We start from the raw sequence: 18,786 nt of genomic DNA on the forward strand, positions 1-18,786 counted from the left end.
CTGTCAGAATAAAAACTTATTCTGCAACAACGTTAATGGTCAGCTTAGCGAATACTTCGCTGTGAACCTGGAAGTTCACTTCGTGCTCACCAGTGGTACGCAGAACGCCGTTCGGCAGACGAACTTCGCTCTTAGCCACTTCAACGCCAGCCGCAGTAACAGCGTCAGCGATGTCGCGAGTACCGATGGAACCGAACAGTTTACCTTCGTCGCCCGCTTTGGACGCGATAGTTACGGTTTCCAGAGCGTTGATTTTCTCAGCGCGTGCATTTGCAGCAGCCAGAACGTCAGCCAGTTTAGCTTCCAGTTCAGCGCGACGTGCTTCGAAGTACTCAACGTTTTTCTTGGTAGCAGGAACAGCTTTACCCTGCGGGACCAGGAAGTTACGAGCATAGCCCGCTTTAACGTTAACCTGATCACCCAGGCTACCCAGGTTTGCTACTTTATCAAGCAGAATAACTTGCATTACCTTATCCTCTCAAAGTCGTATTAATGGACCGTGACCGATTACTGATGACGATCAGTGTACGGCAGCAGGGACAGGTAGCGAGCGCGTTTGATAGCGCGAGCCAGCTGACGCTGGTATTTTGCACGGGTACCGGTGATACGGCTTGGGACAATCTTACCGCTTTCGGTGATGTAGTTTTTCAGCGTAGCGATATCTTTATAGTCGATCTCTTGAACGCCTTCCGCGGTGAAACGGCAGAACTTGCGACGACGGAAATAACGTGCCATATGGCTAGTCTCCAGAATCTATCAATTCAATCTGCTCGGCATGCAGAACCATTTTGCTCAGACCGTTCTTTGCCTTGTGGCAAGAGATGAACCCCTGAACGGTTATGCGGCTGCCGACCGTTATACTGTGAGTAATGGCCTGGTTTTCGTGTCCGCTAACAATAACGGGCATTTGGCACCACGCCTGCCGGTGAAATCCGGCTTCCTCCTGCACAGAACGATGCTCAAGCACGAACTGGCAGTGAGGAATTCCTGATGGACTGACCTTTCGAAGGGGCATCCTGCACACGGTGCCGGACAACGCCAGACGGTTGGTCATCAGAAATTACTCTTCAGAATCCCCAGCATCTGCATCATCTGCGGTTTCATTTGCGAAATCATCGCGACGCTCACGGCGCTCGTCTTTCGCTTTAACCATCGGAGATGCTTCAGTAACAGCGTGTTTAGTACGCATAACCATGCTGCGGATAACGGCATCGTTGAAGCGGAAAGTTGTTTCCAGCTCATCGATCACTTCCTGCGGTGCTTCAACGTTCAGCAGAACGTAGTGAGCTTTGTGCAGTTTGTTGATCGGATAAGCCAGCTGACGGCGGCCCCAGTCTTCCAGACGGTGGATCTTGCCTTCTGCACCAGTGATGGCAGCAGAGTAACGCTCGATCATACCCGGAACCTGTTCGCTCTGGTCAGGATGGACCATAAAAACGATTTCGTAATGACGCATCGAATTGCTCCTTACGGATTATTCAGCCTCCTGTCTGGGTCAGCCGAGGCCCGGGGAGGCAAGGAACGTGTTAAAGGTCGGCTGAAAAATTGACGCGTCATAATACTGGCGTCAGGCGGTAAACTCAAGGTGATTGTACGGATATTTATCAGAAAGCCATCAATACATATCCAACAGCATTTTGACGCTGATGCAGATTGAGACCATCACGATCATCGGCCTGATGACCTTTTTGCCGCGCGTCAGCACCACCGATGCGCCAAGACGCGCCCCGAGCGACTGCCCCAGAAACATCACCAGCCCCAGCGACCAGATCATTTTACCGCCAAATATAAAGAACAGAATGGATGCAATATTGGAGGCAAGGTTGATGAAATTAGAGTGAATTTGCGCCTTATCAATACTGTATCCCCAAAGCAGAATGTAGCTCAGGGTATAAAAGGAACCGGCTCCCGCTCCGAGGAATCCGTCATAGAATCCCACACATCCACCGCAAACCAGTGAAAAAAGAAACAGCGACACCTGCTGCTTCTTTTTGGGTTCACTCAGATTGGGGGCAAAAATAAAATAGAGAGCAACCGCAATAATGAGTACTGGCAACAGTTTTTTCAGCAGCTCAGGCTCAATAAACTGAATAAGCGTGGTGCCTAACGCCGAACCGATAAAGGCGGATAAAAAGACATATTTGTGCTGCTGGACGTTGATATGACCGCGACGCAAAAAATAAATTCCGGAGGTTAACGAACTGCCCAGTGCCTGAATTTTATTGGTCGCCAGCGCGTTGGCGGGCGGTAAACCCGAAATCAGCAGTGCGCCAATCGACAAAAACCCGCCGCCACCCGAAACCACATTAATAAAACCGGCTATCAACGCGACCAGAAACATAATCGCAAAGTAGCTGAAATCCATGAATGAAGTATCCATCACTTTTTGCCTTATTATCATAAAGTTATCTTTATGCTGCGTTTCACTATAAACGGCATATTCCGGCAGTGAAATTGACTATTCGGTAAGAGTTCTTGCCCACAAAGCAGGTGTTGTCTCATAACAACGAGAAGACTCAGCTGGCTGTAAATTAACGAGAAGGATGGAATGCGGTAATTTTTTGAACAACTGCATCAGAAATGGTCGCTATCGATGTCGCCGACAGCGATTAAAATTAAATCAGAAGCTATCCACTCACAGGGGAGACAGCCACTCAGAGACCGCAGTCGAGGAGGTACCTATGCGAGTCCGTATTTTGATCCTTCTGGCCGGGCTTTTGCTAAGTGCAAATGCGATGGCAGCCATTGAAATTAACAACCAACAAGCCGGAAACATGGATGATGTGCAGAGCTTAGGCGTTATTTATATTAATCATAACTTCGCCACTGAAAGTGAAGCAGATCAGGCCCTGAACGAAGAGGCCGATGGGCAAGGCGCAAAGTACTACCACGTGATCCTGATTCGGGAACCCGGTAGCAACGGCAACATACACGCCAGCGCGGATATTTATCGCCAGCTGCCGTAGTTTGATTACCCTCATGACCTGGGGGTTTTTGCCCTTATCAGGAAACATACATTGCCCCGGACAGACCGGAAACGCCCATCCGAAGATGCACGCGTCCGGGGCAAATACTTTACTTCTGTCCGTACCAGGCGTTTGGGCCGTGCTTACGCAGAAAGTGTTTATTCATCAGATAACCGTCGATGGGCTGGAGACCCGGATTAATGCCGCGCGCAATCCACGCCATCCGTGCAACCTCTTCCATCACTACGGCGTTGTGTACCGCATCATGGGCATCTTTTCCCCAGGCAAACGGACCGTGCTGATACACGACAATACCCGGCGTATGCAGCGGTTCCACATCACCTAACGTTTCAATGATCACCTTTCCGGTGTTCAGCTCATATGCCGCCTCCACTTCAGCTTCGCGTAACGCCCTGGTACAGGGAATATCGCCAAAAAAGTAATCCGCGTGCGTCGTGCCCAACGCCGGTATCGCCAGACCCGCCTGCGCCCATGCCGTCGCGTGGGTTGAGTGGGTATGCACTACACCGCCAAGCGACGGATAACGCAGATACAGCGCCAGGTGCGTAGCGGTATCGGTGGAAGGACGATAGCCGCCCTCCACAACGTTACCTTCCATATCCACCACCACCATGTCATCCACAGTCATGGTTTCATAGGCGACACCGCTGGGTTTAATCACCACCAGCCCGCGTTCACGATCGATGGCGCTGGCATTGCCCCAGGTAAAGGTCACCAGCCCGTGGCGCGGCAAATCCATATTGGCGTCGAAAACCTGCTGTTTAAGCTTTTGCATTACGCCACCTCCAACAGGCCAGCGCTTGCCATGCGCGCTTTCACCCAGTCACGCGCTTTCGCGACCTCAAGTGCCGGATCGTCCGCCGTTTCGCTCCACATCTCAATCAGGTACGGCCCGCAATACCCGCTCTGTTTGAGCGTCGCGAAACAGCGTTCGAAATCGACAATACCGTCACCAAATGGCACATTCTTGAACACCCCCGGCCTGGTGTCTTTCACATGTACCGCCACGATATGCCCCACTCCGGCCTGTAGTTCCATCTGCACATCGTTGTCCCACGCTGACAAATTGCCAATATCAGGATAAAGCTGGAACCACGGGTTATTCAGATAGTGCGCGTACCCTAACGCCTTGCTGATGGAGTTCATCAGAGGGTAATCCATGATCTCCATCGCCAGCGTGACCTGCGCGCGGCTTGCCATCCCGACACTCTCCTTCAACCCTTCACGAAAACGACAGCGCGTCTCGTTATTGGCCTGCTGATAGTAAACGTCATAACCCGCAAGCTGGATCACGCGAATGCCCACATCCTGCGCGAACCTGATGGCTTTATGCATGATCTCCAGACCCTGCTCGCGAACGGCGTCATCTTCGCTGCCCAGCGGGAAACGACGATGCGCACTCAGGCACATGGATGGCACGCGGACACCGGTTTCGGCGATCGCATTCACCAGCGCTAAACGCTCCTCACGGCTCCAGTCAAGACGGGAAAGGCGCGCATCGGTTTCATCAACCGACATTTCGACAAAGTCAAAACCCAGCGCTTTCGCCAGATTCAAACGTTCCAGCCAGCACGCCCCGGCGGGGAGCGCTTTTTCATAAATGCCAAGAGGGATCTGTTTTGACAGCATATCCGCGCCTTATCCCCATAACTGGGCGATGGAACGTTTGAACTGGCGTGCGGCTTCCACTGGGGAGGCGGCGTCGCGAATACTACGGCCCGCAATAAAGACGTGAACGGGGATCCCCGCGAACAGCGGCAGGTCCTCCAGCGCCAGGCCGCCGGTGACGGTGACCTTAAAGCCCATATCAGAAAGGCGTTTGATAGCGCTGATATCCGCTTCACCCCATGCCACACCTGCGGCCTGTGCGTCGCGGCTGCGGTGATACACCACCTGCTGAATGCCCGCTTCACGCCACTCCTGCGCCTGCTCCCATGTCCAGTAGCCGGTCAGCTCGATCTGCACATCGCCGTTAAACTCTTTCGCCACGTCCAGCGCACCTTTGGCGGTATTGATATCCGCACAACAGATCACGGTTACCCAGTCAGCATTGGCTTCAAAGCACATACGCGAGAGGATTTTACCCGCATCAGCTATTTTGGCGTCTGCCAGTACAATCTTATGTGGATAAAGCGCTTTCAGATCGCGGACGGCGCGCACGCCTTCCCCAACGCACAGAATGGTACCCACTTCGATAATATCGACCTCTTCGGCGATCAGCCGGGTCGTCTCATAAGCACTATCCATCGTCTGGTTATCCAGCGCGACCTGCAACATTGGTAATGACATCTCAATTCTCCCTTAAACAGCCGCCGCCGTGGCGTGATCAATTAAATCCAGCACTTCCTGCTCGGTACGGCAGGCGCGTAAACGGTCGAAGTTGGCTTCATCATCAAACAAGTTAACGATCTGCATAATGCCCACTTCCTGATGGGTATTGGCGTCGACTGCCGCCATAGTGATCAGGATATCAACCGGGTCGTTATCTTCGTGGTTAAACGCCAGCGGCCTCTTCAGCGTCACCAGCGCAAAACCGGTCTTCTTCACCCCCTCTTCCGGACGACCGTGCGGCATCGCCAGCCCAGGGGCAATCACAAAATAGGGGCCAAACTGCCCGACGCCATCAAGAATGGCCTGATAGTAGCGCGGCTCAACCACATCGGCGGCCACCAGCAGATCGACGCCAATTTTCACCGCATCCTGCCAGGTATCGGCTTCCGCCTGCAGGCAGATAGAATGGTTTTGCGCCAGCGAATCACGTAATTTCATATGGCGTCCTTACTTCACGTCCTGCGGGAAATGCGTTTTGATCACCTCCAGCAGTTTCGGACCAAAATCCGCAGGCGACAGCATGTTGCGCACGCCAACCACATATTTGTTACCGGAGACGCTTATCTCGCCTGCGATATGGGTGGAGGCGATAATGATGTCCGCGCCGCTCAGCTCACTTTTGTATTCACCCACTGCGCAACTGTTTACCGTGTGGTCAATATTTGACTGGGTTAAAAACTGATCCACTTTCATCTTCATGATCATGGAACTTCCTTGCCCGTTGCCACACACAGCCAGAATACGTACGGTCATAATCAAAACTCCTTATTAAGCAGAGTGTTCTGCCAGTTGTTTTTCTGCGTCTTCTTCAGCACGCAACGAGCGTCCTGCGAAGAACATATAAGCCAGCGCGATAATCAACATAACGGCCATAAACGCGATACCAACGGATACGAAGCCCTGCATCATCGGCGGCGCCAGAATTGACCAGTCCGCCATGCCCATCCAGGCGCTCATCCCCGTGAGTTTCACCGCCCAGACGCAGCCGAAGATTTCAATCATGCCCATCACCAGACAAATCTTGAGCGCAGCGCGCCAGCCGCCAAAGTGGTTGGCAAAGACGCCGATGGTGGCGTTCGAGAAGAACATCGGAATAAAACCCGGAATGATCAGAATGGAAGAACCGCAGCCCACAAGGATACCCACGGCAATCAGCTGACCGATGGTGCCCCACATAAAGCCCCAGACCACTGCGTTTGGCGCGAAGCTATAAATCGCGGCACAGTCAATCGCCAGAACGGCGCCGGGAATCAGACGCTGGGAAATACCGTTAAAGGCTTCAGAAAGCTCGGCGACGAACATGCGCACGCCCTGGGTGATGATGAAAATGGCGACGGCGAAAGAGAAACCGGTTTGCAGGATATAGACAGTCCAGTGGGTTTTACCCGCCATCGCCTGCACGGTGTCGATACCAAAAGAGAGCAGAATCGCGCCGAAGAAAATCGTCATCACAATGGCCGTGGAGACGATGTTGTCATGGAAAATGTTCAGCCAGCCCGGCAGCTTAAGGTCTTCAACGCTTTCTTCTTTTTTCCCCAGATACGGCGCAATTTTATACGCAACCCAGGACGCAAACTGCTGCTGGTGACCAATAGAAAAACCGCAACCGTCAGTCACTTCCTGGGTCGGTTTGTACATCATATTGGAGGTGATGCCCCAGTACAGGGAAACCAGTATTGCCGTGCAGATAATGGTGGTCCACATCGGATAGCCAAAGATATAGAAAGAGACCGCAATAAGCCCCGCCTGCTGGAACATGATGTGCCCGGTCAACATGATGGTACGAATGCCGGTGATACGTCGCAGCAGGACGTAGCCGATATTCAGCGCCAGCGCCAACAGCACGGCATATCCGACCCAGCTATAGGCCTCGCCCATGCGTTCAATGGTCGCCATCATCGAGGCGTAGGTATCGGAAATCGCACCGTTGATGCCGTAGACCTCGGACATCTTCGCCACCACCGGTTTGAAGGTGCTGGTCAGAATGCCTGACCCCGCCTGTAACAACATGAAACCAATAATGGTTTTGATAGTGCCTTTGATAATAACGCTGACACTTTTGCGCAACAGGATATAGCCAAGACAGGTCACGATACCCAGCAACAGCGGGGCATTGGTCATTACCTGGTTAAAGAACACGGTAAAGATGTTGTAGAGGATCTCCATAACGATCTCCAGTAGACGAAGTTGCCGGGCTTTCCACGAGCCCCGGATGTTGTGCACCCACTCTAATTTTCAAAAGTAATCACAACAAGATTGAATTTGATTAAATGTGATGTAACACGCAAATAATTCCCGGATAGTGGACAAGGTTTAACTCCCCCGGAAAAAGAAAATAATAAAACACAACAAAATCAATCATATAAAAACATAATTAAAGCATAAAACCCCACAAATTCATGACGATAATGCTACGCTCATATTGTTTTCTTCAAAAACAGACCATTGCCAACGTGAAAAAAGAGTGCCAGTATTAATCAAAACTAATCACTAAATGATTCAATTTGAATAAACATGAAGGGAAATGGCGATGAGTAAAGTAAAAAGCATCACACGTGAATCATGGATCCTGAGCACCTTCCCGGAATGGGGAAGCTGGCTGAACGAGGAGATTGAACAGGAACAGGTTGCACCCGGCACCTTTGCCATGTGGTGGCTTGGCTGTACCGGGATCTGGCTGAAATCTGAAGGTGGCGCCAATGTCTGCGTTGATTTCTGGTGCGGCACGGGTAAACAGAGCCACAGTAATCCGCTGATGAAAACCGGCCATCAGATGCAACGTATGGCGGGCGTGAAAAAGTTGCAGCCCAATCTGCGTACCACGCCGTTTGTTCTCGATCCTTTCGCCATTCGTCAGATCGATGCCGTACTGGCGACTCACGATCATAACGATCACATTGACGTCAACGTTGCGGCCGCGGTGATGCAAAACTGTGCCGATGACGTACCGTTTATCGGACCGCAAACCTGTGTGGACATCTGGATCGGCTGGGGCGTACCGAAAGAGCGCTGCATCGTGGTGAAACCAGGCGACGTTGTGAAGGTAAAAGATATTGAAATTCATGCGCTTGATGCGTTTGACCGCACTGCGTTGATCACACTTCCGGCAGATCAAAAAGCCGCAGGCGTCCTGCCGGACGGTATGGATGAACGCGCGGTTAACTATCTGTTCAGGACGCCGGGCGGTACGCTATATCACAGCGGTGACTCCCACTACTCCAACTACTACGCAAAACATGGCAACGAGTATCAGATTGACGTGGCACTCGGTTCTTATGGTGAGAATCCTCGCGGTATCACCGATAAAATGACCAGCGCCGACATACTGCGCATGGCAGAAGCGCTGAACACCAAAGTGGTCATTCCGTTCCACCACGATATCTGGTCAAACTTCCAGGCCGATCCACAGGAGATCCGCGTACTGTGGGAGATGAAAAAAGATCGTCTGAAATATGGCTTTAAGCCTTTTATCTGGCAGGTTGGGGGGAAATTCACCTGGCCTCTGGATAAAGACAACTTTGAATATCACTATCCGCGCGGCTTTGATGACTGTTTCACTATCGAGCCGGATTTACCGTTCAAATCCTTCCTGTAAGCCTGAAAGTGCCGGGTTTTTCCCGGCACTTTTTCGACATTTACTTTAGTATTTTCAGGCTATTTCAAATATCATCTTTAAAAATCATTTTGTATCGGAATAGCTCATGACTGAAGCACAAAGACATCAAATCTTACTGGATATGCTGGCGCAGCTGGGCTTTGTGACCGTTGAAAATGTCGTCGAACGACTGGGCATCTCACCGGCGACGGCACGACGGGATATCAACAAACTCGATGAGAACGGCAAGCTAAAGAAAGTCCGTAATGGCGCGGAGGCCATCACCCAACAACGGCCGCGCTGGACGCCGATGAATCTGCATCAGGCGCAGAATCACGATGAAAAAGTACGAATCGCCAAAGCTGCTTCCCAACTGGTTAATCCTGGCGAAAGCGTGGTGATTAACTGCGGCTCCACCGCTTTCCTGCTCGGGCGCGAAATGTGCGGCAAGCCGGTGCAGATCATCACCAATTACCTGCCGCTGGCAAACTATCTGATCGATCAGGAACACGAAAGCGTGATCATCATGGGGGGGCAGTACAACAAGAGTCAGTCCATTACGCTGAGCCCGCAAGGGAGTGAAAACAGCCTCTACGCGGGACACTGGATGTTCACCAGCGGTAAGGGGTTAACGGCAGACGGCCTGTATAAAACGGACATGCTCACCGCGATGGCAGAACAGAAGATGCTCAGCGTGGTGGGTAAACTGGTGGTACTTGTCGACAGCAGCAAGGTCGGTGAGCGGGCAGGAATGCTTTTCAGCCGTGCGGATCGGATTGACATGCTGATCACCGGGAAGAGTGCCAACCCGGAGATCCTGCAACAACTGGAAGCGCAGGGAGTCAGCGTTCTGCGCGTTTAAAGATGCTGACGAAAAAACGACACCGTGGCTGCCAGCGCTTCTGGCGTAATACGGTGTCGGACGCCCGCCTCCCACAGACAGGTCAGCTTGCTGTCCAGACCCGCCTGAATGAGCGCCTGCTGCAAACGGAAGGTTTCAACTGCCGGTACCACGTCGTCATCCTGCCCGTGCCATAACAACAATGGCCTGTCCGCCAGGCGTTCCAGCTGATGTGATACCTCCCATTCCGCAAGGGGGGCGATAATATTCTCAAACTCAGCCTGCTGCGCGGCGGTTTTCAGCGTCGAAGGTGGAAACAGGGTTCGGGCCAGTCGGGTGAAGTATCCCGATCCCATCAGGCTGGCAACACACCGGACCTCCGGATGCCGGGTCATAATTCCCAATGCGGTCATCGCCCCCATTGATGCCCCCGCTACAGCAAGTCGATCGTCAGACAACCATTTTTCCGCGACGACCGCCGCACGTAACGCAGTAAATTCCTGCATATTTTGCTGCAAAATCTGCCAGAACTGGCGCATCCTTCCCTGTGTATCACCAGTGAATCGCGCCCCGTGATCGGGCGCATCGGGCATAATAATCCGCAAGCCTGCCTGCGCCAGGGCAACGGCAAAATAGCTGTAAACCAGGTTTGATGAGGTAAATCCATGATAAAAGATGATGCATGGTAAAGGCGTTTTACTTTTCCCTGTTGGATAAGCGTGGAGGATCGGAATACCAGCCAGCTGTCGCGTTTCAATTTCTATCATGTGTCTCCCCTTTCTTTCCGGTATGCCATGAGGAAATGCTTAACGCAAGTTTAAGTGTGCAGCAACATTTCGCGATGTTGAGAACCAGATTACGCTTTCGCAACATTTTCATTCGAAAATCGAGTGGGAGATAACAATTCGGGAACATTCCCCTAAATGGAAATGGATAAGGCACTACACTATGGTTATCAGGAAACGAGATAGAGTTATGCGCCGGTTTGCCTCTTTGATGCTGGTAGTGTTTTTATGTGGATGCAGCGTGCTGCAGGGGACTCCACAGCCAGCACCTTCCGTCACCGATCGCCCTCAAGAAATTCGTCGCGACCAGACACAAGGGTTGCAGCGAATGGGAACCGTGAGTTCGCTGGTTCGGGGGTCCCCGGATGATGCGGTCGATGTGATCAGAGCTAAAGCCGCCGCAGCCAAAGCAGATTATTACGTTATCTTATTGGTTGATGAAACCATCGTGACGGGTCAGTGGTATTCACAGGCCATTTTATACCGTCGATAGTCGATACCAGGTGATTGTTTTTAATCAAATTTACATCGCTTTGCATCTCTGTACGTTTACCTGTGCACAATAAACCGACAGCAGGAAGCTCGAAGTTTATTACCGCGACGGAATGCCCTACCGATGTGGGGAAACGAAAAATGGAGCTGACGATGAAACAATCACTTGCCTTATCCTCACTGCTGCTTTCTGCCGGACTGGTGAGTACCACGGCACAGTCTGCCGAATTCGCCAGTGCTGACTGCGTGACGGGCCTGAACGAAATTGGTCTGATCTCCGTCAGTAATATTTCAGGAAATCCGCAGGATGTGGAGCGAATCGTGGCGTTAAAGGCCGATGAGCAGGGTGCCTCATGGTATCGGATCATTCAGATGTATGAGGATCAGCAGCCTGATAACTGGCGGGTCCAGGCCATACTCTACGCGTAACAGAGTGCCGGATAGCATAAGCTTATCCGGCCTGCACCAGTTGCAGGCGTGATAAGACACATCCGCGCCGCCATCAGGCAAATCGTTAGCGTAATCCTCCTGTTGCCCGCAGTAGCAGATCGTTCACGACCCGATCGGGCAATCGCGCAACACCTCGCGTATCCAGCATCACCTGACACCAGGCCTGCGCCACCGGCGGCGAAGCATGGCGTAGCATCTGTGCACCGCAGCCAAGCAAAAACAGCCACTGCGAGATCTCCCGCCCTTGTTCCTCAGAAGGTTTGCGCAACCGCTGCTGGAGTCGACGTACCGCCAGGTCGAAATACCGGTCCTGACCTTTCACTTGTGCAAACGCGTCAGCGAGCAGATCCAGGGTGCCGCTTTGTTTGCTTAACACACGTAATACGTCAAGACACATAACGTTACCTGAGCCTTCCCAGATACTGTTCACCGGCATTTCACGATACAGGCGCGGCAACTCGCTCTCTTCGCAATAGCCGATGCCTCCCAGCACTTCCATCGCCTCAGCGACAAACGGGATGCCACTTTTACAGACCGCGAATTTTGCTGCGGGTGTAAACAGGCGTGCCCATAGCGCTTCTTTCGGATCGCTACGCCGATCCCACGCATGTGCCAGACGGAACAACAGCGCCGTTTGACCTTCGAGCTGCAACGCCATGCGCCCCAATACCTGACGCATCATCGGTTGCTCAACTAACGGCTTGCCAAAGACCTGCCGCTGATGCGCGTGATAAATAGCTATGGAAAAGGCGCGTCGCATCATTCCGTGGCTACCCAGCGCGCAGTCAAAGCGCGTCATTCCGCCCATCTTCAGGATATGGCGGATACCTTCGCCCTCCTCACCCAGCAACCACCCTATGGCATCCTGAAACTCCACTTCACAGCTGGCATTAGAACGGTTTCCCAGCTTATCTTTCAGTCTCTCCAGCCGTACCCCATTACGTTTACCGTCAGGCAAAAAACGCGGAACAAAAAAGCATGACAAGCCTCCTTTCGCCTGCGCCAGCACCAGATGCGCATCGCTCTGTGGCACAGAGAAAAACCATTTATGCCCTACCAGCCGGTAAGCGCCATCCTCCAGCCGTTCCGCCCGGGTGGTATTGCTGAGCACATCGGAGCCTCCCTGCTTTTCCGTCATTCCCATCCCAACCAGCAGACCGCGTTTTTGTCCACCTGGCAGCAGGTGTGAATCATAACGATCGCTGCGTAGCGGCGTCAGCCAGTCGTGAAAGGAACTGTGCAGCATCTGCAATAACAGCGGCGTCGCGGCAAACGTCATTGTCACCGGACATAACGTTCCGGCTTCCACCTGCGCATGGAGAACAAAACGCGCCGCGCGTGCAACAAACGATCCTGAGCGAGCTTCCTCTTCCCAGGCAAGGTTATGCACGCGATTGGCGCAAAGCCCTTGCATTAACAAGTGCCATGCAGGATGAAAGCGTACGTCATCCAGCCGCTGTCCTTGCGGGTCATAATGTAGCAGTTCAGGAGGGTGGACATTTGCCAGTCGTCCCAGCTCAAGGGACTCTGCGGTCCCCAGTTGCTGACCGATACTGGCGAGAAGATCGCGGTCCCAACCAGCACCTTCCCGGGCGATCGCTTCACAAAGTGCGACGTCAGACAGGAATAAGTTACTGTTATTAAGCGGTGTCGGCTGATTAAAAACGGTGTGTGTTTGCCAGTGCATTGTGTCTCCCTCCTTCAATGGCAGCCCTGCGATACTCGTCATACTTCAAGTTGCAGGTGTGTTGGCTTTCCTGCAACCCGAATTATTTAGGGTATAAGTATGGTCAGGAAGGAGAAAGTACGCCTGGGATTAAGGTCACAAAAAAGCCATCCCGAAGGATGGCCCGATAAGACAGTAAATATTAACTGCGCTGACGGACGGCCTCAAACAAGCAGATGCCCGTTGCAACGGAAACGTTGAGCGATGAAACGCTGCCCGCCATTGGAATGCTAATCAGTTCGTCACAGTGTTCGCGGGTAAGACGGCGCATACCTTCGCCTTCTGCGCCCATGACCAATGCCATGCGACCGGTCATTTTGCTCTGGTACAGCGTATGGTCGGCTTCGCCTGCGGTACCGACAATCCAGACATTCTCTTCCTGCAGCATCCGCATGGTACGCGCCAGGTTCGTCACACGAATCAGCGGCACGCTCTCCGCTGCACCACAGGCCACCTTCTTCGCTGTCGCATTCAATTGTGCGGAGCGATCTTTAGGTACAATGACAGCATGCACGCCCGCAGCGTCTGCGCTACGCAGGCAAGCCCCAAGGTTGTGTGGATCGGTAACGCCATCAAGGATCAGCAGAAACGGTTGATCGAGAGAGGCTACCAGATCCGGCAGATCGTTTTCCTGATACTGACGACCCGGTTTCACGCGGGCAATAATGCCCTGATGTACTGCACCCTCGCTTTTCTCGTCCAGGAACTGACGATTCGCCAGCTGGATAACCACGCCCTGCGCTTCCAGAGCATGGATCAGCGGCAGCAGACGTTTATCTTCCCGGCCTTTAAGAATAAAGACGTCCTGAAAACGTTCAGGCGCGCGCTCCAGCAGGGCCTGCACCGCGTGGATGCCGTAAATCATTTCACTCATGAATGTACTCGTTAATAGTTAATCATGCCGGGTGACGCTATGCATCCCCGGCTTAGGCTGTGTGGCTTACTGTGTATCTTTCTTTTTCGCCGCACGCTTAGCTTTGGTGGCAGCGGCGATTTTAAGCGTTTTTGCCGATGGCTTTTTCACTTTTTTATCGCCTTTTTTCGCCGCCTTTGGTTTGGCTGACGCATTCCCTTTTTTCTCGCCGCGGAAAGCGCTGTCCGGTTCAAAGTTAACCTTTTTACCGGCCTGACGACGTTTACCGGCATTTTTGCCTGCGTCACCTTTCTTCGCTTTCTCACGCGCCGTCTTACCAACGTTACGCGGGGCGCGCTCGCTGGAGATCAGGCTAAAGTCGATTTTGCGCTCGTCCATATTGACCGCTTCAACGCGCACTTCCACACGGTCGCCCAGACGGTAAGTCTGCCCGCTGGACTCGCCCGTCAGACGTTGGCCTACCTGGTCGAAACGATAGTAATCGTTGTCGAGGGAAGAGACGTGCACCAGGCCATCAATAAACAGCTCATCCAGACGCACAAAGAAACCAAAACCGGTTACGCTGGCAATCACGCCTTTAAAGACGTTGCCTACCTGATCCAGCATAAAGTCACACTTCAGCCAGTCGGCAACGTCGCGTGTCGCTTCGTCGGCGCGTCGCTCGGCCATGGAACAGTGCTGACCCAGTTGCAGCATCTCCTCCATCGAATAGTGGTAGCCGCCCGTTTCCGTGGTAGTTCCCTTGTGGCCCTGCTCATGCGCCAGCAGATATTTAATGGCGCGGTGCAAAGAGAGATCCGGATAGCGACGAATCGGTGAGGTAAAGTGCGCATACGACTGGAGCGCCAGACCAAAGTGACCACGGTTTTCCGGATCGTAAATCGCCTGCTTCATTGAACGCAGCAGCATGGTCTGCAACATTTCAGCGTCAGGCCTGTCGGCAACGGATTCCAGCAGTTCCGCGTAATCTCGCGGCTCCGGCTTGTTGCCGCCAGGCAGTTCCAGCCCCAGTTCCGCCAGTACAGAACGGAAGGCGGTGATCGCCTCGGTGGTCGGCTTATCGTGAATACGGAACAGCGCTGGCTCTTTGGCTTTCTCAACGAAACGGGCCGCCGAGATGTTCGCGAGGATCATGCACTCTTCAATCAGTTTGTGCGCGTCGTTACGCTGAGTTTGCTCAATACGTTCAATGCGACGCTCGGCGTTGAAGATAAACTTCGCCTCTTCACTTTCAAACGAAATACCGCCGCGCTCTTCACGCGCTTTATCCAGCACTTTGTAGAGGTTGTGCAACTCTTCAATATGCTTCACCAGCGGCGCATACTGCTCGCGCAGCTCCCGATCGCCCTGCAACATATGCCAGACTTTGGTATAGGTCAGACGCGCGTGTGAACTCATCACCGCTTCATAGAATTTGTAGCCCGTCAGGCGACCTTTCGTCGAAACGGTCATTTCGCAGACCATACACAGGCGATCTACCTGCGGGTTCAGCGAACACAGACCGTTAGAGAGTACCTCCGGCAGCATCGGCACGACCTGTGACGGGAAGTAGACCGATGTACCACGGTTGCGCGCTTCCTGATCCAACGGGGTCGGCGGACGCACATAATAGCTCACGTCAGCAATAGCAACCCACAGGCGCCAGCCTCCACCGCGTTTCTTCTCGCAGTAGACCGCGTCATCAAAGTCACGGGCGTCTTCGCCATCAATGGTCACCAGCGGTAAATCGCGCAGGTCTACACGACCGGCTTTCGCCTCTTCCGGGACCTCTTCTTTCAGCCCGGCAACCTGTTTTTCTACCGCCTGCGGCCAGACATAAGGAATTTCATGGGTGCGCAGCGCCATATCAACGGCCATGCCGGTACCCATGTTATCGCCCAGCACTTCAACGATTTTACCGACCGCTTTAGTACGACGGGTCGGACGCTGGGTCAGTTCGACCACCACCACAAAGCCCATACGTGCTCCCATCACCTCTTCAGGTGGGATCAGTATGTCGAAGCTCAGGCGACTATCGTCAGGCACCACAAAGCCTACGCCCGCTTCGGTAAAATAGCGACCGACAATCTGGCTGGTTTTCGGCACCAGAACGCGGACGATACGCGCCTCGCGGCGACCTTTACGATCTGCGCCCAGCGGCTGTGCCAGCACCTGATCGCCATGAATGCAGGTTTTCATCTGCTCGCTGGAAAGATACAGATCGTCTTTGCGTCCTTCGACGCGCAGAAAGCCATAGCCATCACGGTGCCCAATCACGATGCCTTTCAGCAGATCAAGACGCTCAGGCAGCGCATAGCACTGGCGGCGGGTGAAGACCAACTGTCCGTCACGCTCCATCGCACGCAGACGACGGCGCAGAGCTTCCTGCTGCTCTTCACCTTCAATATTCAGTTCTGCAGCTAACTCATCACGGTTGGCTGGTTTTTCACGTTTGGTTAAATGTTCGAGGATAAATTCCCGGCTCGGGATAGGATTCACGTATTTTTCAGCTTCGCGTTCCTGGAAAGGATCTTGTGACATTGAGGTTCCTCCATTGTCAGCTCTGGTGGAATTCTTTCGTCTTTCACGCCGCCTCTTTGTTGGCTGCCTTTGCTCCCCCAGACGCTTACTTTTGTATGCGCCAGAGAAGTCGCTCAGTTGCCGCCGGGATGCGACGCGAAATACTTTAGATTTTATTCTTCCACCAGCAATAATTTATAAAGCGGTTGATTATGTTCAACCAAATCGGCAAGCGTGTAGTCGTCCAGTTCCGTAAGAAAACGTTGCACGGCCTTAGAAAGCGCCTGCTTGAGTCGGCAGGCTGGGGTAATGTGGCAAAACTCGCTGCTGCAGTTCACCAGCGACAGGGGCTCCAGCTCGCGCACCACATCACCAATACGAATTGTGCTCGCGGGTTTCCCCAGGCGGATACCGCCATTTTTCCCTCGGATAGCAGTAACGTAGCCCGCCCGGCTAAGTTGATTGATTATTTTGACCATATGATTACGGGACACACCATAAACTTCTGTCACCTCAGAGATACTGGTCATGCGTCCTTCGGGTAGTGACGCCATATAGATTAGCGCACGTAATCCGTAATCGGTGAAACTCGTTAACTGCACATCAACCTCAGGAAAAGGGGATTCGGGATACAACTTATTTGTATTGATGATAAACCAGCCAACAGCCAGGCCGCTAATTTATTTCGGTTTGGGAAGGAAAAAAGCGAGGATTTAGCATGATGTCGGACAAGCGTTGTGCTTTGTCCGACATGACAATGTATCACATCATTGGCCCGGCAAGCAAAAAGCCTCCCGGGCATCCATCAATTATGCGTCGAACGGGTCGCGCAGAATCATGGTTTCAGTGCGATCCGGGCCGGTAGAAATAATATCAATCGGCACGCCGGTCAGTTCTTCAATGCGCTTGATGTAGTTCAGCGCAGCCTGCGGCAGGCCACTACGCTCCTTCACACCAAAGGTAGATTCAGACCAGCCAGGCATAGTTTCGTAAATCGGCTCAATACCTTTCCAGTCATCTGCCGCCAGCGGAGTGGTTGTCACTTCACGACCATCCGGCATACGGTAAGCCACACAGATTTTCACCTCTTTCAAACCGTCCAGTACGTCCAGTTTGGTCAGGCAGAAGCCAGACAGAGAGTTGATCTGAACGGCACGGCGTACGGCAACGGAATCCAGCCAGCCGGTACGACGACGACGACCCGTAGTCGCACCGTATTCATTACCTTGCTTGCACAGGAACTCGCCGGTGTCATCAAACAGCTCAGTCGGGAACGGACCCGCCCCCACGCGAGTGGAGTAAGCTTTGATAATACCCAGAACATAATCCACATAACGCGGACCCAGGCCAGAGCCGGTCGCTACGCCACCAGCGGTGGTGTTAGAGGAGGTTACATATGGATAGGTACCGTGGTCGATGTCCAGCAGCGTACCCTGCGCACCTTCGAACATGACGAAATCGCCACGCTTACGCGCCTGGTCCAGCAGATCGGAGACATCAACAACCATACCGGTCAGGATGTCGGCAATCGCCATCACATCATCCAGCACTTTCTGGTAGTCGACTGCTTCCACTTTGTAGAAGTTAACCAGCTGGAAGTTGTGATATTCCATCACTTCTTTCAGTTTTTCAGCGAAGGCAGCTTTGTCGAACAGGTCACCCACGCGCAGACCGCGACGTGCCACTTTATCTTCATAAGCAGGCCCGATACCACGACCGGTGGTGCCGATTGCTTTCGCGCCACGCGCTTTCTCACGCGCGTTATCCAGCGCAACGTGATAATCAAGAATCAGCGGACAGGCTTCAGACAGCAGCAGGCGCTCACGAACAGGGATGCCACGATCTTCAAGTCCTTTCATCTCTTTCAGCAGCGCAGCCGGAGACAGCACAACACCGTTAGCGATGATGCTGGTTACGTTCTCACGGAGGATACCTGATGGAATAAGATGGAGGACGGTTTTTTCACCGTTGATTACGAGAGTATGGCCAGCGTTGTGTCCACCCTGGTAGCGCACAACATATTTAGCCCGTTCAGTCAGAAGATCGACGATCTTTCCTTTACCTTCGTCACCCCATTGGGTGCCCAGTACGACGACGTTGTTACCCATTTTTCAAAATCACCGTTTGCTTAAAAATGGATTCTACCATCGCTTTTTCAGATATACAGCACTTTCTGCATCCAAAATTCAGCTAATTTCGCACATTT

At 52.8% G+C, this 18,786-nt stretch carries 22 protein-coding genes; 5 read left to right on the plus strand and 17 right to left on the minus strand.

Going from position 1 to position 18,786, the window contains the following annotated elements; all coding sequences use genetic code 11:
* Positions 1-16: 16 nt before the first annotated feature.
* From rplI to C3432_RS16650, 5 genes are all read right to left on the minus strand, one after another.
* Positions 17-466, minus strand: coding sequence for a 50S ribosomal protein L9 (gene rplI, locus C3432_RS16630; protein WP_012907347.1), 450 nt, complete (start codon positions 464-466; stop codon positions 17-19).
* 41 nt (positions 467-507) lie between these two features.
* Positions 508-735 carry a 30S ribosomal protein S18 gene (gene rpsR, locus C3432_RS16635; RefSeq protein WP_000135199.1) on the minus strand — a complete coding sequence of 76 codons (228 nt, stop codon included), beginning with the start codon at positions 733-735 and terminating at the stop codon, positions 508-510.
* 4 nt (positions 736-739) lie between these two features.
* Positions 740-1,054 carry a primosomal replication protein N gene (priB, locus tag C3432_RS16640; protein WP_012134407.1) on the minus strand — a complete coding sequence of 105 codons (315 nt, stop codon included), beginning with the start codon at positions 1,052-1,054 and terminating at the stop codon, positions 740-742.
* A 6-nt stretch (positions 1,055-1,060) separates the two neighbouring features.
* Positions 1,061-1,456, minus strand: a complete 396-nt coding sequence (rpsF, locus tag C3432_RS16645) for a 30S ribosomal protein S6 (RefSeq protein ID WP_044181355.1) — start codon at positions 1,454-1,456, stop codon at positions 1,061-1,063.
* A gap of 159 nt (positions 1,457-1,615) precedes the next feature.
* Positions 1,616-2,380 (minus strand): TSUP family transporter, encoded by a 765-nt coding sequence (locus C3432_RS16650; RefSeq protein ID WP_103777656.1) that lies wholly within the window; start codon positions 2,378-2,380, stop codon positions 1,616-1,618.
* Between the two features lie 301 nt (positions 2,381-2,681).
* Here C3432_RS16650 and yjfY point away from each other — a divergent pair, with 301 nt between their 5' ends.
* Positions 2,682-2,966 (plus strand): DUF1471 family protein YjfY, encoded by a 285-nt coding sequence (yjfY, locus tag C3432_RS16655; protein ID WP_103777657.1) that lies wholly within the window; start codon positions 2,682-2,684, stop codon positions 2,964-2,966.
* A 109-nt stretch (positions 2,967-3,075) separates the two neighbouring features.
* Here yjfY and C3432_RS16660 read toward each other — a convergent pair whose 3' ends face one another.
* Genes C3432_RS16660 through ulaA form a run of 6 tightly spaced genes read right to left on the minus strand, consistent with a single transcriptional unit; the run spans position 3,076 to position 7,484 of the window.
* Complete coding sequence (locus C3432_RS16660) at positions 3,076-3,762, minus strand: L-ribulose-5-phosphate 4-epimerase (RefSeq protein ID WP_103777658.1); 687 nt, start codon at positions 3,760-3,762, stop codon at positions 3,076-3,078.
* The gene (locus C3432_RS16665) at positions 3,762-4,616 is read right to left on the minus strand and encodes an L-ribulose-5-phosphate 3-epimerase (RefSeq protein ID WP_103777659.1); all 855 of its coding nucleotides are present in this window, start codon (positions 4,614-4,616) and stop codon (positions 3,762-3,764) included. Before C3432_RS16665 ends, C3432_RS16660 begins: the two co-directional genes overlap by 1 nt.
* A 9-nt stretch (positions 4,617-4,625) precedes the next feature.
* Complete coding sequence (ulaD, locus tag C3432_RS16670; protein WP_103777660.1) at positions 4,626-5,276, minus strand: 3-keto-L-gulonate-6-phosphate decarboxylase UlaD; 651 nt, start codon at positions 5,274-5,276, stop codon at positions 4,626-4,628.
* Positions 5,277-5,288: 12 nt separating this feature from the next.
* Entirely contained in the window at positions 5,289-5,756 is a 468-nt protein-coding gene (gene ulaC / locus C3432_RS16675; protein WP_103777661.1) for a PTS ascorbate transporter subunit IIA, read from the minus strand.
* A gap of 9 nt (positions 5,757-5,765) precedes the next feature.
* A complete protein-coding gene (ulaB, locus tag C3432_RS16680) occupies positions 5,766-6,071 on the minus strand; it encodes a PTS ascorbate transporter subunit IIB (RefSeq protein WP_103777662.1) in 306 nt (101 codons plus the stop codon).
* Between the two features lie 15 nt (positions 6,072-6,086).
* Positions 6,087-7,484, minus strand: a complete 1,398-nt coding sequence (gene ulaA / locus C3432_RS16685; RefSeq protein ID WP_103777663.1) for a PTS ascorbate transporter subunit IIC — start codon at positions 7,482-7,484, stop codon at positions 6,087-6,089.
* A gap of 364 nt (positions 7,485-7,848) precedes the next feature.
* Here ulaA and ulaG point away from each other — a divergent pair, with 364 nt between their 5' ends.
* Together ulaG and ulaR are read left to right on the plus strand one after the other, a co-directional pair.
* Positions 7,849-8,913 (plus strand): L-ascorbate 6-phosphate lactonase, encoded by a 1,065-nt coding sequence (gene ulaG, locus C3432_RS16690; RefSeq protein ID WP_103777664.1) that lies wholly within the window; start codon positions 7,849-7,851, stop codon positions 8,911-8,913.
* A gap of 106 nt (positions 8,914-9,019) precedes the next feature.
* A complete protein-coding gene (gene ulaR, locus C3432_RS16695; RefSeq protein ID WP_103777665.1) occupies positions 9,020-9,775 on the plus strand; it encodes an HTH-type transcriptional regulator UlaR in 756 nt (251 codons plus the stop codon).
* On the opposite strand, the gene yjfP is transcribed toward ulaR, so the two are convergent.
* Positions 9,772-10,521, minus strand: coding sequence for an esterase (gene yjfP / locus C3432_RS16700; protein ID WP_103777666.1), 750 nt, complete (start codon positions 10,519-10,521; stop codon positions 9,772-9,774). The two genes, ulaR and yjfP, sit on opposite strands and share 4 nt — an antisense overlap.
* 181 nt (positions 10,522-10,702) lie before the next feature.
* Between yjfP and bsmA the strand changes: the two genes are divergently transcribed.
* On the plus strand, positions 10,703-11,032 hold the full coding sequence (gene bsmA / locus C3432_RS16705; protein ID WP_103777667.1) for a biofilm peroxide resistance protein BsmA: 330 nt from the start codon (positions 10,703-10,705) through the stop codon (positions 11,030-11,032).
* A gap of 152 nt (positions 11,033-11,184) precedes the next feature.
* On the plus strand, positions 11,185-11,460 hold the full coding sequence (gene yjfN / locus C3432_RS16710; protein ID WP_146050958.1) for a DUF1471 family protease activator YjfN: 276 nt from the start codon (positions 11,185-11,187) through the stop codon (positions 11,458-11,460).
* An 85-nt stretch (positions 11,461-11,545) separates the two neighbouring features.
* On the opposite strand, the gene C3432_RS16715 is transcribed toward yjfN, so the two are convergent.
* The 5 genes from C3432_RS16715 to purA all read right to left on the minus strand — a co-directional run bounded on the left by C3432_RS16715 (position 11,546) and on the right by purA (position 18,688).
* Entirely contained in the window at positions 11,546-13,168 is a 1,623-nt protein-coding gene (locus tag C3432_RS16715) for an isovaleryl-CoA dehydrogenase (protein ID WP_103777669.1), read from the minus strand.
* A 181-nt stretch (positions 13,169-13,349) separates the two neighbouring features.
* On the minus strand, positions 13,350-14,081 hold the full coding sequence (rlmB, locus tag C3432_RS16720; RefSeq protein ID WP_103777670.1) for a 23S rRNA (guanosine(2251)-2'-O)-methyltransferase RlmB: 732 nt from the start codon (positions 14,079-14,081) through the stop codon (positions 13,350-13,352).
* 66 nt (positions 14,082-14,147) lie between these two features.
* Positions 14,148-16,601, minus strand: a complete 2,454-nt coding sequence (gene rnr, locus C3432_RS16725; RefSeq protein ID WP_103777671.1) for a ribonuclease R — start codon at positions 16,599-16,601, stop codon at positions 14,148-14,150.
* 152 nt (positions 16,602-16,753) lie between these two features.
* Positions 16,754-17,182 (minus strand): nitric oxide-sensing transcriptional repressor NsrR, encoded by a 429-nt coding sequence (nsrR, locus tag C3432_RS16730; RefSeq protein ID WP_103777672.1) that lies wholly within the window; start codon positions 17,180-17,182, stop codon positions 16,754-16,756.
* A 207-nt stretch (positions 17,183-17,389) separates the two neighbouring features.
* Positions 17,390-18,688 (minus strand): adenylosuccinate synthase, encoded by a 1,299-nt coding sequence (gene purA / locus C3432_RS16735; protein WP_103777673.1) that lies wholly within the window; start codon positions 18,686-18,688, stop codon positions 17,390-17,392.
* Positions 18,689-18,786 lie beyond the last annotated feature (98 nt).

The sequence above is a fragment of the Citrobacter amalonaticus genome (genome assembly GCF_002918555.1).
Classification (GTDB): domain Bacteria; phylum Pseudomonadota; class Gammaproteobacteria; order Enterobacterales; family Enterobacteriaceae; genus Citrobacter_C; species Citrobacter_C amalonaticus_A.

Bases quoted from the DNA above. Each gene is read 5' to 3' on its own strand.
- rplI (WP_012907347.1), bottom strand. From the start codon at position 466: ATGCAAGTTATTCTGCTTGATAAAGTAGCAAACCTGGGTAGCCTGGGT.
- rpsR (WP_000135199.1), bottom strand. From the start codon at position 735: ATGGCACGTTATTTCCGTCGTCGCAAGTTCTGCCGTTTCACCGCGGAA.
- priB (WP_012134407.1), bottom strand. From the start codon at position 1,054: ATGACCAACCGTCTGGCGTTGTCCGGCACCGTGTGCAGGATGCCCCTT.
- rpsF (WP_044181355.1), bottom strand. From the start codon at position 1,456: ATGCGTCATTACGAAATCGTTTTTATGGTCCATCCTGACCAGAGCGAA.
- C3432_RS16650 (WP_103777656.1), bottom strand. From the start codon at position 2,380: ATGGATACTTCATTCATGGATTTCAGCTACTTTGCGATTATGTTTCTG.
- yjfY (WP_103777657.1), top strand. From the start codon at position 2,682: ATGCGAGTCCGTATTTTGATCCTTCTGGCCGGGCTTTTGCTAAGTGCA.
- C3432_RS16660 (WP_103777658.1), bottom strand. From the start codon at position 3,762: ATGCAAAAGCTTAAACAGCAGGTTTTCGACGCCAATATGGATTTGCCG.
- C3432_RS16665 (WP_103777659.1), bottom strand. From the start codon at position 4,616: ATGCTGTCAAAACAGATCCCTCTTGGCATTTATGAAAAAGCGCTCCCC.
- ulaD (WP_103777660.1), bottom strand. From the start codon at position 5,276: ATGTCATTACCAATGTTGCAGGTCGCGCTGGATAACCAGACGATGGAT.
- ulaC (WP_103777661.1), bottom strand. From the start codon at position 5,756: ATGAAATTACGTGATTCGCTGGCGCAAAACCATTCTATCTGCCTGCAG.
- ulaB (WP_103777662.1), bottom strand. From the start codon at position 6,071: ATGACCGTACGTATTCTGGCTGTGTGTGGCAACGGGCAAGGAAGTTCC.
- ulaA (WP_103777663.1), bottom strand. From the start codon at position 7,484: ATGGAGATCCTCTACAACATCTTTACCGTGTTCTTTAACCAGGTAATG.
- ulaG (WP_103777664.1), top strand. From the start codon at position 7,849: ATGAGTAAAGTAAAAAGCATCACACGTGAATCATGGATCCTGAGCACC.
- ulaR (WP_103777665.1), top strand. From the start codon at position 9,020: ATGACTGAAGCACAAAGACATCAAATCTTACTGGATATGCTGGCGCAG.
- yjfP (WP_103777666.1), bottom strand. From the start codon at position 10,521: ATGATAGAAATTGAAACGCGACAGCTGGCTGGTATTCCGATCCTCCAC.
- bsmA (WP_103777667.1), top strand. From the start codon at position 10,703: ATGGTTATCAGGAAACGAGATAGAGTTATGCGCCGGTTTGCCTCTTTG.
- yjfN (WP_146050958.1), top strand. From the start codon at position 11,185: ATGAAACAATCACTTGCCTTATCCTCACTGCTGCTTTCTGCCGGACTG.
- C3432_RS16715 (WP_103777669.1), bottom strand. From the start codon at position 13,168: ATGCACTGGCAAACACACACCGTTTTTAATCAGCCGACACCGCTTAAT.
- rlmB (WP_103777670.1), bottom strand. From the start codon at position 14,081: ATGAGTGAAATGATTTACGGCATCCACGCGGTGCAGGCCCTGCTGGAG.
- rnr (WP_103777671.1), bottom strand. From the start codon at position 16,601: ATGTCACAAGATCCTTTCCAGGAACGCGAAGCTGAAAAATACGTGAAT.
- purA (WP_103777673.1), bottom strand. From the start codon at position 18,688: ATGGGTAACAACGTCGTCGTACTGGGCACCCAATGGGGTGACGAAGGT.